This is a genomic window from Bacillus sp. CH140a_4T (assembly GCF_008923725.1).
Taxonomy (GTDB): Bacteria; Bacillota; Bacilli; order Bacillales; family Bacillaceae_G; genus Bacillus_A.
On sequence record NZ_WBPF01000016.1, the window covers coordinates 771464 to 787462 of the forward strand.

Below are 15999 nucleotides of genomic sequence, written 5' to 3' on the forward strand. Positions count from 1 at the left end.
ATAATACATCCTGCGGTGTACGTAACTTATTTATGTCTAAAACCGATGTTAGTTATACGGAAGCTCAATATTTAGCGACCATCATCAAGCCTTCCTTGTGGAGGAAGATGTACGGTAACTGTGAGGGCATCCACCTGCGAGTAGCGGGTTTTTGGACATTTACGAGGAGCGGCACGTGCGGGGGTCTTATTTCAACTAACATTATATAAAATTCCTACGGTGTACGTAGCTTATGCATGTCTTAAACCAATAAGTTTAATACGGAAGTTCAATATTTAAATGTAGCTAACAAGCCATCTTTTTAAGAAGGAAGTTACAAACATTTGTGAGAGCATCCACCTGTGAGAGCAGGTTTATGGACATCTAGAGAGAACGGCATATGTGGGGCTATATAAAAACCTTACGTTTTATACGTAAGGTTTTTTTGTTGCATACATATATTCATATTATCTCGATTCACCTGTGAAGTTCCCATAATAAATATAGCACTTTCTGTCTTCATCAATCTCTCTTGAATCTAAAGCGAACTCCATATGCATGCCGTCGCGCTGAATATATATAAGATCTGAATGAAGAGATGGCAAAATTTCTTCATAGTTCCATACATCTTTACTATCTATTATGCTTGAACTCGTTTCACTTAGTTCTCTAACCTCAAAACCTATGTGAGAGTATGTAGGATCTGAAGGGTCATTTGCAAACTCTTCTTTTTGAATATATATAACTGCTGTTCCGTCTGGATCTACTGAAGTTGCAGTAACAACATATGTATTGTTATCTTTTATAAAATATTCACACGTCATGCGGGCGATGATTTCAGAATTAGAAATATTTGCGTAGTTCCATAAAGCAGGATACCTTTTCGTTTCATCATTAAGTCGATATTCTAAGCGCATTTTATCCCTCTTCTTCCTTTTTCTTCTACTTTATCATGCTATCTTATATAATAGGAATAGAATTTAAAAAGGGGAGTGCGAAGGTGACAAAAACGAAATGGCTAGTAGGTGGTGTCGTAACGTCTTTAATGACGGGCACTTTATTTGGCTGCGCACAAGATCTTCCCCCAAAACCGAATGATAATAGTTGTTCAGATTGGGATTGGGATGATGAACTTGGGGTATGGCAGTGTGATGATAGTAGTTCGGGTTATCGTGGGCATTATTTCTATGGTGGGCGATACTATCAAAATAAATCCACTTTTAAAAATTCATCGGCGTTTAAATCTTATCAATCGTCTGCGGAATTTAAAGGTGGAATTGGAAGCGGTTCAAAGGGAGGATTTGGGGGCTAACATATGTCGCAATATATAAGGGATCGAAAAGAGTTTTATTCGAAACATCCGAATTTTTGGTCGGATTTATATGAATGTGAATATAGTTTGTTTCATGTTTTCTCTATAACAAATCAGACTATGAAACAATTGCAATTAGCAACGGAACGAATGGGGAAAATATTTTTTAAGACTGCTAGACTTTTGCGTAATTTAAGTGATGAACAGCTTCTTGAATTTGGATTTCCTCCTGCGAGCTTATCATTCATTAGAATGAAAGGATTATATCCTGAATCTGTTATTTCGCGATTTGATTTCGTTTTAACAGGTGATAACCAAATTAAAATGCTTGAGTTTAATAGTGATACACCAACTTTTATTATGGAATGCTTTCAAATGAATGGAAAAGTTTGTGGGAAACTAGGTTATGATGATCCAAACTTGGGTCAAGAGCGGTTACTATCTTCAGGTGTTACAAAAGCCGTAATGGAAGCGACAAAGGGAATAGATAATCCCAATGTTGTTTTTACAGCACATCATGAACATATTGAGGATTGGAATACGACTATGTATTTGAGTCAGTTATGCCATGTTGAAAATAAAGTAGTGCCAATGTCAGAACTTAGAATTACAAAAGATGCTTTAGTGGATAGCGATGGAGTACAAATTGATGTTTTATATCGCCAAACATATCCGATAGAAGATTTAATTGAGGATCAAGATCCTGAAACAGGAGATTTGGTTGGTGTGGAACTGTTGCAGCTCGTAAAATCAGGAAAGCTTTTTATTATAAATCCTTTGTCAGCATTTTTACTTCAGCCAAAATCAATTCAGTGTCTTATTTGGGGGCTAGCAGAAGAAAATGTCTTTTATACAAATGAGGAACGACAGTGGATTAAAGAATATATGTTACCTACATATTTAGAACCAGATTCATTTTTAGGAAAAGGTTGTTTCGTTCAAAAACCTTCATTTGGTAGAGAGGGAGATACAATTACCGTTCGCGATAAGGACGAAAATATTATGATTCAAAATGTACACCAAACGTATAAAGCGTCACTGCCGATATTTCAAAAGTATACAGAACTTCCAGTTGTATCCCTGGAAACAGAGAAAGGGATAGAGAATCTGTCGTATGTATTTGGTTCGTTTTTAATTGCGGGAAAAGCGAGTAGTATCGGTATTCGTGCTGGGGAAAAAATTACGGGTAATGAATCGTACTATTTACCGGTAGGTATAAAAAAGGAGGAAAGTACATGATTAATTTTTTATTATATTTAGCAGTCACACTTGGACTTTTATGTATTGGACTATTCCTGATGGAAGTGACAACGAAAGTAAAAGAATTTAAGTTAATGGCTCAAGGGAATAAAGCGGTAAGCTATGTGCTTGGAGGACGATTACTTGGGTTAGCTATTGTTTTATATTCGACAGCAGCTAATTCTATTTCACTTCTTGATATGGTTTCGTGGGGAGCAGTTGGGATTTTGGCTCAAATTATCGTCTTTTATTTAGCTGAGTGGCTTACACCGCGCTTTAATATAAATAAAAGTCTTGAAGAAGATAATCAAGCAGTCGGTCTTTTTCTTATGTTTTTATCGCTTTCCATTGGGATTGTAATTGCTGGTTGTATCACTTATTAAAAACTTTACGTTTAGACGTAAAGTTTTTTATTTTATATACGTTAGTCCGCCATACCTTGCGAAAAAATTGTAGGCTACTGTTGACATCTATTTTAAATAAGAGTAACATTTTCTATGTAATAATAATAAGTCTCTGTTAGGTGAGGCTCCTGTATAGAGAAATGCTACTGCCCAAAAATGTCGAGAGACGCCAATGGGTCAACAGGAATGATCGAATTAAGGTTTTTCTTAACGTAGCTGGTAATGTACCTATGCTATACAGTGCTAAAACTCGGCGAGGGAGAGGTCCGTAGATTTCTAATTATATTAGGAATCGTTTATTTGTGTATGTCATGGCCTTTACTCTTTTCGGAGTAAGGGTCTTTTTGTTACAAAGCTATGAGTAATTTCATAGTATAAACTATAAAATGAAACGAGGAGGTGAGGAGCATGTCAAATTCTGACTCGGTTCCGTTACCCATATACTTCAAATCAAAAATATATGATGTAGGCAGGAAACGACTTGTTCCTCCCTCTATATTTATCATCATGTAGCGTTTATATGTATGTTTAAGCGCTAGACACTTTCATGGTAAAGTGGATAAATTGAGAAACAAAGCGTTTCTTCCTATGTTGTAAAGGAGGAGACGATAATATGTTATATGCAAACAAAACTGTGGGTAACACGTCATATAAATTAAGTAAAAAATCAATGAAAAAACAAACATTGCTTCAAAAAAATAAAGATTTATTAATTGAAATCGCAACGAGAGATGTGAAATCTGTATTTGCGTATTTTAAAACAACAAGAGACGGATTATCTATGAAAGAGGCACAAAAACGTATTCAAGTATACGGCCGAAACGAATTAACTTCAAAAAGAGTACGTATTGCAGAAGTCATGATGAAGCTAAGTGGAATGATCCCAGGTTTTTCAAAACAACAAGTGCGTGATGAATTGCAATGTGAAAAGATTACTGTATCTAGAGTAGAATGTGTTAATGGCATAGGGCTAAACAATGAACTGAAGATGATGAATGTGCCAGTGCAAGAGCTTGTTCCTGGTGATATGATTTTTCTTTCAGAAGGTGATACAGTACCAGCAGATGTACGTATCATTTACGCGAATGATTTATTAGTAAATGAATCTGTGCTAACAGGAAACGATGCGAGTATTGAGAAATTTGAAAGTTGTTATCATCTTGAGCGCAAACGATTTATACCTTTAAAACGAATGAAAGACTATAATCCACTTGAACTTGAAAACGTATGTTTCAAAGGTACGTATATTGTTGGTGGAAATGCAAAGGCTGTAGTTGTTTCGACTGGGAAAAATACGTATTCAGGAATTCTTCATACTTGTTGTAGTAGAATGTCTTAATGTGTAAATGATGCTAAATATACAAAAACAATGTATAATAGACAAAGTTAAAAAAACGTAGAATGGTAATCTATTTATATAACCTTACGTGATGACGTGGGGTTATTATTTTTTGGGTAGGAGAGGAATTATGAAAAAAGTATTATTAGTTGATGGTATGGCACTATTATTTCGTGCTTTTTACGCAACAAGTGTCTACGGACAATTTATGAAACGACAAGATGGTACCCCTACAAACGGGATTCATGGTTATATGAAACATTTATTAACAGCTATGCAAGCAATTGAACCGACACATATCGTAACATGCTGGGATATGGGAAGTACGACATTTAGAACAGAATCGTTCTCAAATTATAAAGCGAATCGTGCAGCGCCGCCTGAAGAATTAATTCCGCAATTTGATTTAGTACAAGAAATGACTGCGAAATTGTCTATTCCAGTTATCGGTATGAAAGGGTATGAAGCGGATGATTGTATCGGCACGCTTGCGAAACAATACTGTAATGAAGCGGAAGTTTATATTTTAACAGGTGATACGGATTTACTTCAGCTTGTTGATAAGAATGTTACAGTTATGCTCTTGCGCAAAGGAATTGGAAATTACGAATATTATACACCAGAGAAAATCATGGAAGAAAAAGGTGTAGAGCCGTGGCAAATCGTGCATGCGAAAGCGTTCATGGGAGATACGAGCGATAATTACCCAGGTGTAAAAGGTATCGGTGAAAAAACAGCGTATAAGCTTATTCAAGAGTATGGTACAGTAGCAACTGTACTAGAAAATGTCGCATCGTTAACGAAAGCGCAGCGTACGAAGATTGAAAGTGATTTAGAGAATTTAAATATTTCATTACAATTAGCGCAAATTCACTGTGAAGTTCCAATTTTATGTTCACTAGAAGAAGGATTACACACAATGGATGAAGAAAAACTTAGATTCGTTTGTGAAGAAATGAATTGGGGAAGACCTGAAATATTAATAAATATGCTGTAAATAGTTTTGAAAGAGGGATGTTGTATAAGTCAAAGTTTGACTTATACAACATCCCTCTTTTTGTTTTTACGAACAGTATCGTAGTAAATAAAATTATATAGAACTAAATTTTAAATATATTAATGTTTCGACAAAATATATTGGTAGAGGTTGATGACAATAGCAACTTTTATAATGACATGAAGCAATTTCAAAATGGTTTTAGGGCGATTAAATTTTTGCGTGTTCACAAAGTTGTCAGAAAATAAACGGAATTTTCATATGAAGTTCAAATAGAATTCACAACAATCCATTATTATAAGAACAACCAGATAATTCTTTATCTTTTATATAAACCATCCCCCAAGGAGGAAAATGAAAATGCGAAAAAAAGTGCGAAAATCTTTTAAACAATTATTAATTGAAAATAAACAATCACTATTAAATAATAAAGAAAATATGAAAGAAATTGAAGAGAGAATTGAGAAAAGACATGTAGCATATAGTGCTACTAGCAATTGAGTATTATTATTTTTCTCATGAAAAAAGCTTGTAATTTGGATACTATCCAAATTACAAGCTTTTTCTTTTTGGATTACTTCCACCATATCCAAGCCCAAAAGTAATTTCGTATATTCCGAGGAGTGATGCGTATAAAACGTTCCCCGTCAAAGAAGCAATTTAAATTTGGAAGTACTTCATCTGGATTGTCTGAAATAAAGGTGACGATGTTTTCGTTACTTGTAACCGTTACTGTAATTGGTGGATCATTAGGCGAGACTTGAAGTTGTAGTGAAACATTTGCGCTATTTTTAAATTCATTATTAACAGGCGGATTTATCACTTGCACAGTGAATAACACGATAATTGTTTCATTTGGTTCCAAATTAGTAGCTACTTGGAAACCGATATTTGGATTTGCTAGTGGAGAGCGTTCGCCATTAATAAAGACAGTGCCGTTTATAAATTGTAAACCTGCTGGAATGGTATCTTGTAAAGAAATGTTTAAAAGTGAAATATTGGAAGTGTTCGTAATACGAACCGTATAATCAAAATATTGCTTTAAATAAGCTGATCTGACGGAAGCGTTTTTCACTACTGTTGCAGTTATAAATTGAACTGGTATACGAACGATATTTGAGTTAACAATAAAAGTAATAATTGGGTCCTGTGGTGCCAATTGAAAAGCGGCTGTGACGGTAGCAGAATTGATAATGGTACTGTTTGAAGGAATAGAAGTGACGAGAACTTGAAATGTTAGCGTTGCTACTGCATCTGCAGATAAAGAACCAATATTAATGCCGGTGTCTGGACGAACATTTGGAACCGGAGCCCCATTAATTGTTACGCTGTTTTCTACAAATGTAGTCCCAGCTGGAATGGTATCTAAAATAGAAGTACTTATCGTAGGGATCGGGGAATCGTTCAATACCGCTAATGTGAAGGTAATAATATCTCCTATAACGGCGAGAGATTTGTCTGCTGTTTTCTCAATGTTAATAATTGGCTCAATTAGTGTTGTTGTAACGGTATTTGTTTGCTTTGTAATTGTAATAGGTGGTTCATTTGGATCAATGGTGGCAGTATAGGAAACGGAAGCATCGTTATTGATAGCAGATTGAAGAGTTGAAGAAGATATCGTTACTTGGAAAGTGATGATAGCAGATTCATTAGGAGCAAGATTTCCTAATGTAATACCATTTTCAGGATTCGCATTAGGTTGATTGCTTCCGTTAATCGTAACACTACCAAAAACGAATGTCGTATCTATTGGTGCCGTGTCTACTAGAAGAATATCTTCAATAGTGATATTACCATTATTCGTAATGGAAATGGTGTACGTTAAAGTTTGACCAGGTAAGGCGTTCGTTACATCAACAGACTTAATAGCAAAGACGTTATCGTTTTGGATGGTCGTTGTGACGGTATTTGTTGTAGTTGTATTTGTAACAGGTACGTTATTTGGGTTGACTATATAGTTAAAGGTAGTGATTGCGTTGTTGTTGAGTACATTTGGTGTTGGGATAGAAGTCACTAAAACTTGGAATGAAGTGCTAGCATTTCCGCCAACAGTTATAGTACCAATTGGTATACCACTTACTGGATTAACTCCCGGAAGAGTTTCTCCGTTTATAATGACGCTATTTTCTATAAACGTAGTACCTTCAGGAATAATATCTTGAATGATTACATCATTTACTGCAACATTACCAGTTTGATTGAGTGTAATTGTATATGTTAACGTGTCACCGACTGTTGCAAATGCAAGGTTAACAGTTTTGTTACTGTCTAAATTTGCGTGATTAATTGTTGTTACAGCAGCTGATGAAAGAATCGTTTCGGTAATAGGTGGTCGATTCGGTAACGTGTATTGATATTCAATTGTACTTGTGTTAGAGATTGGATTTGTTTGCGGAATTGAAGTAACTCGTACTTGGAATAGAATAGTTGCTGTCGTATTAGGCGGAATGTTATCAATTTGTATCCCGCTAAGTGGATTGTCATTTGGACGAGCGGTGCCATTCACAATAACACTATTCTCTATAAAGCTCGTATTCGCTGGAATGATATCTGTAACGATAATGTTTTCTACTTGTATATTCCCATTGTTTGTAATGGAAATTGTGTAAGGGATAATCGTTTGTAGGTCAGCATATTGGATAGGTGTTGTTTTTATAGCGAGTACATTAGCAGAAATAACTTCAGTGAAGGTAATATTACTAGTTGATATTTGTTCCTCGCCATTAATTGTATAACGAGAAGTTGATTGGTTTTGGATACGACTGCTAGCTGGAAGAGATACCACAGTAACGGAAAACGTGACTGGGATAGAAACGTTAGGAGCAATCGTTCCTACAAGTATACCGGAACTTGGATTTGCGTTAAGCTGAGGGATATTATTTACTAAAACACTACCGTCTATAAAGGTTGTTCCATCAGGGATATTGTCTGTAAACACAACAGAAGTAGCATCCATATTTCCTGTATTCGTTAAAGTTGTTGTATAAGTTAAAATGTCACCAATTGCTACTGAGGTCAAATCAACAATTTTCAGTGAAACGATATCAGCGTCATTAATTTGAACGAAAGTAGTATTGGAAGTAGTAGATTTTTGAATAGGTGCAAAGTCAGGGTTGAAAATAAAGTCGTAGACGATGTTTGCAGTATTAGGTATTGGGTTTACAGCAGGTAAATTCGTAACGGAAACTTGGAACGTTATTGTAGTTACTTGACCTGACGTAATATTAGGAATGGAAAAGCCGATATTTGGATCTGCTGCAGGAAGTACAGTATTGTTAACTGTTACACTCCCTGGAATAAATACTGTTCCATCTTCTATAATATCAGTAAAAAAGATGGAGTTAGTTGTAGTGGATCCGTTATTTTGAATGAATATTGTATATTCAATGGTTTCATCAATATTTGCTAATACTGTATTAGCGGATTTTGTAGCGATAAGAATAACATCAATAAATTGTATATTTGTAGTATTGGAAGAGATCGTTTCTGAAATTGGTGGTAAGCTTGGGTCTGGCTGATACTCATAGTGGATGACGGCGATATTATTAATGTTATTTTGAGAAGGTGTAGAGACTACATTTACTTGGAATGTAACGATAATTGTATTGTTTGGAAGGATAATATCAAGGGTGATTCCGGTAATTGGATTTTCGTTAGGCCTTGGTATGCCATCTACAAGAATGCTATTTGGAACGAATGTGGTGCCAGCAGCAATTGCGTCAATGAGGAGAGTATTTGTAATAGGTACTGTACCAGCGTTTGTAACCGCGACTGTATATGTGATGATTTGACCTATGCGTGTAATAGATCTGTTAGCGGATTTAATTGCACTAACACTTGCTGTCCGCACTTCAGTATTTACTGCATTTGATAATGATCGACGCTGAATAATCGGAGAACTAGAGTCAATTTGGTATTCATACGAAGTGTCTGAAATGTTAATGACTGTATTGCCCTCTGGTATATTTGTAAGTTGTACTTGGAATGAAATAGTGACTGTTTCATCTGGTTGTATCGTGCCGAGAGTTACTCCATTTTCAGGATTTGCACCAGGCTGAATCACATTATTTATTGATAAGCTATCTTCAATGAATATAGTCCCTTCTGGAATGTTGTCAATGAACACCGTATTGTTAGCTGGAACATTTCCTATATTTTGTAGTGTATTTGTGTAGGTAATATTTTGCCCGATGGATACGAAAGTTACATCTGCCTGTTTAACAGAAATAATATTTGCATTTTGAAGTGATGTTGTAACGATATTAGAATTTACAGAGCGATTCACTGGTGGAGCTGTAGGAATACTTACATATTGGTAATTTACAGATGATTGATTTACAATTTCGGTTTCAGTAGGTGGATTATTTGTTTGTACTTGAAATAGTATTGTTTTGGAACTGTTTGGTGGAATCGTTCCAATTGGTATTCCGTTCTCAGGATTTACACCAGGCTGAAGTACACCGTTAATTGTGACACTGTCGGGAACGAATGTAGTCCCAGCTGGAATAGAATCTGTAAAAATAATATTTATTGCGTCAACATTGCCGATATTTTTCACTTCAGAAATATAAAGTATAGTTCCACCAATATCTACATTTATTGGATTGGACGTTTTTGTAACTGTCAATTGTGCTTGCACGAAATTTGTAACGACAATATTACTTGTAGATGTTTCAGTAATAGGCGGTTGTCCTGGGTCTGGTTGAATTGTATATGTTGTATTAGATTGATTTGTAATTGATTGTTGCGAGAATGAATCATTAATAAGGATTTGGAATGAAATAAGGTGAGTAGCGTTTGCGGCTAGGTTAGGCAAAGTAACACCTGCATTTGGATTTGCACCAAGTATAGCTGTTCCGTTAAGTGTAAAACTATTTTCTACGAATGTAGTCCCTTCTGGAATCGTATCTGAAAATATGAGATTAGTAGCTGGAATATTTCCGGTATTTTCTAACGTTATCGTATAGGTCAAAATGTCACCGGTTGTCGCTTGTTGTGCATTGACTGCTTTTAAAGAAAGAACATTTGCATCCGAAATTTGTGTGGAAGCTGGATTAGACGTAATTGTTCGAGAGATGATAGGAGCAGTTGGGTCAGCGATAAAAGTATAGTCAATACGGGCTATATTAGAAATTGGATTCACGCTTGGAATTGCTTGCACGATAACTTGGAATATGACGGTGACGATTTCTGAAGGTGCAATGGCGTTTAAGGAAATGCCTACGTTCGGATCAGCACCTGGAGCTGAAACACCATTAATGGTTACGCTATTCGGAATAAATGCAGTTCCTTCTGGGACCAAATCTGTTAAAGTAACTGTATTTGCAGTTGTATTCCCGTCATTTTGAATGACTACAGTGTAAGTGATTGTACCATCAGTAGACTGTACGAGGGAATCTGTATTTTTCATTACAGATAGCGATGCATCAACGACAGCTGTATTTACCGTATTAGATGAAGATGTTGCTGTAACTGGAGGTTGACTCGGGTCGACAATATACGTGTAACTTGTAAGTGCTTGATTTATAATCGCTCCTTGCGGTGGAATAGAACTTGCAAGAAATTGGAACGTAATCGTAGCAGAATCACCTGGTGCGATAATACCAACTGGAATACCGAGAGTTGGACTTGCATCTGGAAGTGGAATCCCGTTAAGCGTAACACTATTTGGAACAAATAATGCTCCTTCAGGAACTCCGTTAATGAGTAATACAGAATTTGCAGGGAAGTTTCCAGTATTCGTTAATGTTGCTGTATACGTAATGATATCTCCGATCGATACGATTGTACGATTTGCTTCTAAAACAGTTATAACAGTCGCGTTATTAATTTGTGTGGAAGCACTATTAGAAGTTATTGTACCTGTAACAGGAGGAGAGGCCGGATTAACTATAAATTCGTATTGAATAGATGCAACGTTTGTAATTGGGTTCGAAGGTGGAGTAGATGTAACTATGACTTGGAAAGTAACAGTTAAGGAACTACCCGCGTTCACGGTTCCGATATTCACTCCGCTATTTGGATTTGCACCTGGAATGGTACTTCCATTTACAGTAAAACTATTTTCAACAAAAGTTGTTCCTGCTGGAATCGAATCTGAGAAATTTACATTCGTAGCGTTTGTATTGCCGTTATTTTGAATTAGAACTGTATAAGTGAGCGTGTCTCCGATGTTTGCAAAGGCAGCATTAGCAGTTTTTACAGCTGAAAGTATTGCAGAATTAATAGAAGTAACGAAGACGTTCGTTTCCACATTTCCAGGCTGAGCCTGTAATGCATTCCCTACGTTATATTGGAAGTTTACAAATCCTAAGTTTTGGAGTTCAGGTGTGAATGTTGTTGGGTTGCTTACAATTTGAACTTGGAATACGATTGTTACAGTTTGATTTGGAATGATCGTATTTATGCCAATACCGTCAATGATAGAAGCGGATGGTATTGGAGTGCCATCAACAATAACTGATCCTGCAACAAATTGTGTCCACGATGGTATAGGGTCTGAGAAAATAACGTTATTAGCAGGGATATTTCCAATATTCGTAATCGTAGTTGTATACGTAATCGTATCACCAATCGTTGCAAAAGCTTTATCTCCGATTTTAGTAGTAGTTAAAATAGCACTTTCAATTGTTGTTGTAACATTATTTGAAGTAATGTTTTTTGAAACAGGAGGATTAGCTGGATTAACGATATGCTGGAAGCTAACGCTAGCTTGATTAGAAATTGGATTTATAGGCGGAATTTCATCGGCATTAATATGAAATACTACAATGACAGATTCGTTTGGCGCGATATCACCAATTGGAACGCCTGTAATTATGTCTGCATTTGGGATGGTAGTTCCGTTAAGTGTAAAGCTATTCGGTTCAAAGGAAGTTCCGTCTGGAATTAGATCGGTAAAAATAACATTCGTCGCACTAACATTTCCACTATTTGTAATCGTAACGGAGTAGATAATATCTTGCCCAATATCTACTGTTGACACATTTGAATTTTTTTGTGCAGTAAGGATAGCGCTATTAATTTGTATCGCCGTTGCATTAGATTGATTAGAAGTTGAAATGAACGGCTGATCGGGATCAACAATATAACGGTAAGTGGTAAGAGCTGAATTAGAAATAGGATTGTTGATTGGGAGGGTGGAAACGATGACTTGGAATGTGACAATTGATGTGCTTCCACCATTAATTGAGCCGATATTTACACCAGTAGATAAATCAGCGTTTGGAATAGTTTGCCCATTAACTGTGAAACTGTTTGGAACGAAACTTAAATTGCTATCAAGTATATCGATAACAGTTACGTCCATTGCAGCCACATTCCCGGTGTTAGGGAGGTTAAGTGTAAATGTTATTGTATTACCAACATCCGCAAAATTAAGATCTGTTGTTTTTGTACTATTAATAGTTGCGTTGTTTATTTGAAGAAGCGTCGTGTTAGAATTAGCTGCACTTGATACTGGGGGGTTAACAGGATCAACAGTAAACTCATACGTCGTTGATGCTGTATTTGGTACAGGATTAATAGGTGGGATGCTGTTCACTGTAACTTGAAAGACGATACTATATATTTCATTAGGCGGAAGTGCTGCAAGTAATACACCGGTATTTGGATTCGCGTCAGGTTGTAAAACACCATCAACAGTTAATGTGTTAGGAACAAATGTGAGTCCGCTCGGTAATACATCCGTGAATACAATGTTGGCTGCATCTGTATTTCCTATATTCGAAATAGAAGTAGTGTAAAAAGCAGTTTGCCCAATATCTGCAAAGGATACACTTTCATTTTTCGTCATGGATAATATAGCTTCGTTAATTTGTGTTGAAACAGGATTACTAATTGAAGTTTCTGCATCAGGTGGTGAGACTAATTGATACGATGTGGATGAGAAATTTACAATTGGATTTTCTGTTGGTAATGAGGTTACGTTTACTTGGAATGAAACAGTTACTGTAGCCCCGGCCGTTATAGTTCCAATATCTACACCGTTCGCTGGATTTTCTCCCGTTTGAGGAACTCCATTTATAGAAAATGTGTTTGCAATAAATGTAGTTTCGCTTGGCATTGTATCTGAAAAAATAACGTTTTGTGCGGATGAGTTTCCATTGTTTGTTAAAGTGACAGTATAGGTGAGTGTGTCTCCAATACGACTAAAGGATTTATCGACTTGTTTTAATGAAAGAATGGTAGCTGTGTTAATTGTAGTGAACACTGTGTTTGAAGTAACATTCCTTGAAACAATAGGTGCATTTGGATCAGCAATGAATGTGTAGGAAGCAGTAGCAGTATTTGCAATAGGATTTTGAACAGGTGTAGAAGTAGCGGTAACTTGAAATGCTATAGATATTGAGCTGTTAGGAGCAATTGCACCAATCGTTATACCTGTATTTGGATTAAGACCAATTTGTGTAATGCCATCTATTATAACGCTATCAGTAATAAACGTTGTACCATCTGGTATAAGGTCAGTAAAAGTAATATTCGTAGCGTTTGTATTACCGTTATTCGTTAAGATTGTCGTATAGGTAATAGTATCACCTAGCGTTACAAGTGTTTGATCGACCGATTTTACCATCGTTAACATAGCATCTAATACAGGGTTTGTAACAATATTCGTTGAAGTAGAAGTAGTAGCAGGAGTTCCGTTTGGATCAACAGTATAAGAATATAAAATCGTATCATTACCCATAATCGAGCTTGAAGGGGGAACAGAAATAACATTTACTTGGAAAGTAACAGTTACTGTTTCACCAGGAGCGATATTTGGTATAGTTAATCCAAGTGCTGGTTGTGAACCAAGCTGTTGGATGCCATTTATTGTGACCGAATCTGGTACGAAAGTAGTACTAGGAGGAATCGCACTTGTAAAAGTTATATTTGTAGCTGGTGTATTTCCTGTATTCGTAATAGTCGTTGTATACGTAATGGTATCACCGACAGAAATAATAGATTTATCAACAGTTTTTGTTGTAGTTAATATTGCACTATTAATGGTCGTTGAAACTGTATTAGATATAGTTGTTTGTAATGCAGAAGGTTGGCTAGGATCAACCACATGTTCAAATTGTACGGAACTAAAATTAGAGATAGGATTTATGCTTGGAATGTTTGTTACAAGTGCGTTTATCGTAATAGTAGCTGTATTACCGGGATTTATATTTCCAATCTGAATTCCGCTAGCTGGATTTCCAATTTGCTGAGTGCCCGATTCGTTTGTAACAGTTCCAGAAATAAATATTGTTCCTTCAGGTAAAATATCAGTAAATAGTACGTTTTGTGATGTTACATTTCCAGGATTGCTTAATGAAATTGTATAAGTCAGTGTATCCCCGATCGTTGCGAAAGTTTTATCAACGGATTTAACAAGTGCAACTTCCCCAGAATTTATTTGTGTCGAAACAGAATTAGATGTCGTACTTCGTGAAACGAGTGGTAAATTAGGCCCTGTCATAAATTGATAATTAATAGAAGCACCGTTTACAACAGGTGAGTTTGGTCCTCCAGGTCCGATTGTAAAAATAGGATTTGGGATGCTAACTACTTGCACACGGAAGGTGACATTTATAAAATCTCCTGCAATAATATCCCCAATTGGTATCCCGTTCGCTGGATTTACTCCAGGTAATAAAACTCCGCCTACTCGAACGCTATCTTCTATAAATACTGTATTATTTGGAATCGAATCTGTAAAAGTGATATTCGTAGCAGTTGTGTTCCCGATATTTTCTAATAAAACTGTATACGTTAAAAATGAATTTCCAGGTGCGATGTCAGAATATAGTCGATCCACGCTTTTCGTTGCTTGGATGATTGCTTCGTTAATTTGCACTAAAGTTGGGTTACTTATAGCTGTTTCTGTCACTGGCGGCTCGGTAGGATCCACAATGATAGAATATGTCGTGCTAGATTGGTTCAAAGTTGGATTTGTAGCTGGTATTGAGCCAACAATCGCTTGAAAACTAATTGTTGTCGTTCCTCCAACCGGAATTGCGTCTAAAGAAATCCCGTTATCTGGTCTAAATCCAAGCTGCGGGATGGTGTTAATTTGTAGACTATCAGGCACGAATGAAAGTTCAAGTGGTAATATATCGGTAAAAACGGGTGTGTTAGCAGTAGTATTTCCGTTATTAGTGAGCGTAGTTGTATACGTAATTGTATCTCCAACAGCGGCAAAGGCACTGCTTGCAGTTTTCGTTGCGATAACGGAAGCCGAATTTACTTGCGTAAAAGTTGTATTGGATTGAACTGTTCGTGAAACAGGCGGTTCATTTATATCTACAATAAAACTATATTGAAGTGATGATTGGTTTGGAATTGGATTAGGGTTTGGGAGCGTTGTAATGTTTACTTGAAAACTGAGTGTAATCGATGCATTTGTATTCAAGTTACCAATATTGATACCGTTTTGTGGATTTGCATTCGGGACGGTTACCCCGTTTATTTTAAAGCTATTTGGGACAAAGGCAGTACCGTTTGGAATTGTATCTGTAAAAATAATGTTATTAGCAGTAGTATTTCCTGTGTTTGTAACAGATGAAGTGAATGTAATCGTATCACCAATTGTAGCAAAAGTTGTACTAGCATTTTTATTTATTACTAGAGTAGCATCAATAATCGGTGTAACTGTTGTGTTTGTTACGGTAACCAATAACCAACACACATACAAATCGAAGCTCCGGGAAATTGGATGTTTTTAATAAACAAAACTTTCTCAACACGAGAATCTTGG

General features: G+C 36.2%; 7 protein-coding genes, 2 other RNA genes, 1 pseudogene and 1 riboswitch. Of the genes and pseudogenes, 8 read left to right on the forward strand and 2 right to left on the reverse strand.

Annotated elements, in window-relative coordinates; translation table 11 throughout:
• The first annotated feature begins 4 nt into the window (after window positions 1–4).
• Window positions 5–187: non-coding RNA, 6S RNA (ssrS, locus tag F8162_RS19580), on the forward strand.
• Window positions 188–208: 21 nt separating this feature from the next.
• Window positions 209–392, forward strand: a non-coding RNA gene (ssrS, locus tag F8162_RS19585) — 6S RNA.
• 54 nt (window positions 393–446) lie between these two features.
• Here the strand turns inward: ssrS (F8162_RS19585) and F8162_RS19590 are convergent.
• Window positions 447–896 (reverse strand): hypothetical protein, encoded by a 450-nt coding sequence (locus F8162_RS19590; RefSeq protein ID WP_076536419.1) that lies wholly within the window; start codon window positions 894–896, stop codon window positions 447–449.
• 83 nt (window positions 897–979) lie between these two features.
• On the opposite strand from F8162_RS19590, the gene F8162_RS19595 reads away from it, so the two are divergent.
• The 6 genes from F8162_RS19595 to F8162_RS19620 all read left to right on the forward strand — a co-directional run bounded on the left by F8162_RS19595 (window position 980) and on the right by F8162_RS19620 (window position 5771).
• Window positions 980–1291, forward strand: a complete 312-nt coding sequence (locus tag F8162_RS19595) for a hypothetical protein (protein ID WP_000169030.1) — start codon at window positions 980–982, stop codon at window positions 1289–1291.
• Window positions 1292–1294: 3 nt separating this feature from the next.
• A complete protein-coding gene (locus F8162_RS19600) occupies window positions 1295–2530 on the forward strand; it encodes a glutathionylspermidine synthase family protein (RefSeq protein ID WP_151631033.1) in 1236 nt (411 codons plus the stop codon).
• Complete coding sequence (locus tag F8162_RS19605; RefSeq protein WP_000606860.1) at window positions 2527–2913, forward strand: DUF350 domain-containing protein; 387 nt, start codon at window positions 2527–2529, stop codon at window positions 2911–2913. The genes F8162_RS19600 and F8162_RS19605 overlap by 4 nt, the downstream gene beginning before the upstream one ends.
• A gap of 125 nt (window positions 2914–3038) precedes the next feature.
• A riboswitch (M-box (ykoK) riboswitch) is annotated at window positions 3039–3202 on the forward strand.
• A 345-nt stretch (window positions 3203–3547) separates the two neighbouring features.
• Entirely contained in the window at window positions 3548–4273 is a 726-nt protein-coding gene (locus F8162_RS19610) for a cation-transporting P-type ATPase (RefSeq protein ID WP_151631032.1), read from the forward strand.
• A gap of 130 nt (window positions 4274–4403) precedes the next feature.
• Window positions 4404–5270 carry a 5'-3' exonuclease gene (locus tag F8162_RS19615; RefSeq protein WP_151631031.1) on the forward strand — a complete coding sequence of 289 codons (867 nt, stop codon included), beginning with the start codon at window positions 4404–4406 and terminating at the stop codon, window positions 5268–5270.
• Between the two features lie 360 nt (window positions 5271–5630).
• A complete protein-coding gene (locus F8162_RS19620) occupies window positions 5631–5771 on the forward strand; it encodes an FbpB family small basic protein (RefSeq protein ID WP_001228046.1) in 141 nt (46 codons plus the stop codon).
• A 73-nt stretch (window positions 5772–5844) separates the two neighbouring features.
• Here the strand turns inward: F8162_RS19620 and F8162_RS19625 are convergent.
• Window positions 5845–15912, reverse strand: a pseudogene (locus tag F8162_RS19625) (cell surface protein); the annotation flags it as partial.
• Window positions 15913–15999: the final 87 nt, after the last annotated feature.

Bases quoted from the DNA above. Each gene is read 5' to 3' on its own strand.
- F8162_RS19590 (WP_076536419.1), bottom strand. From the start codon at position 896: ATGCGCTTAGAATATCGACTTAATGATGAAACGAAAAGGTATCCTGCT.
- F8162_RS19600 (WP_151631033.1), top strand. From the start codon at position 1,295: ATGTCGCAATATATAAGGGATCGAAAAGAGTTTTATTCGAAACATCCG.
- F8162_RS19605 (WP_000606860.1), top strand. From the start codon at position 2,527: ATGATTAATTTTTTATTATATTTAGCAGTCACACTTGGACTTTTATGT.
- F8162_RS19610 (WP_151631032.1), top strand. From the start codon at position 3,548: ATGTTATATGCAAACAAAACTGTGGGTAACACGTCATATAAATTAAGT.
- F8162_RS19615 (WP_151631031.1), top strand. From the start codon at position 4,404: ATGAAAAAAGTATTATTAGTTGATGGTATGGCACTATTATTTCGTGCT.
- F8162_RS19620 (WP_001228046.1), top strand. From the start codon at position 5,631: ATGCGAAAAAAAGTGCGAAAATCTTTTAAACAATTATTAATTGAAAAT.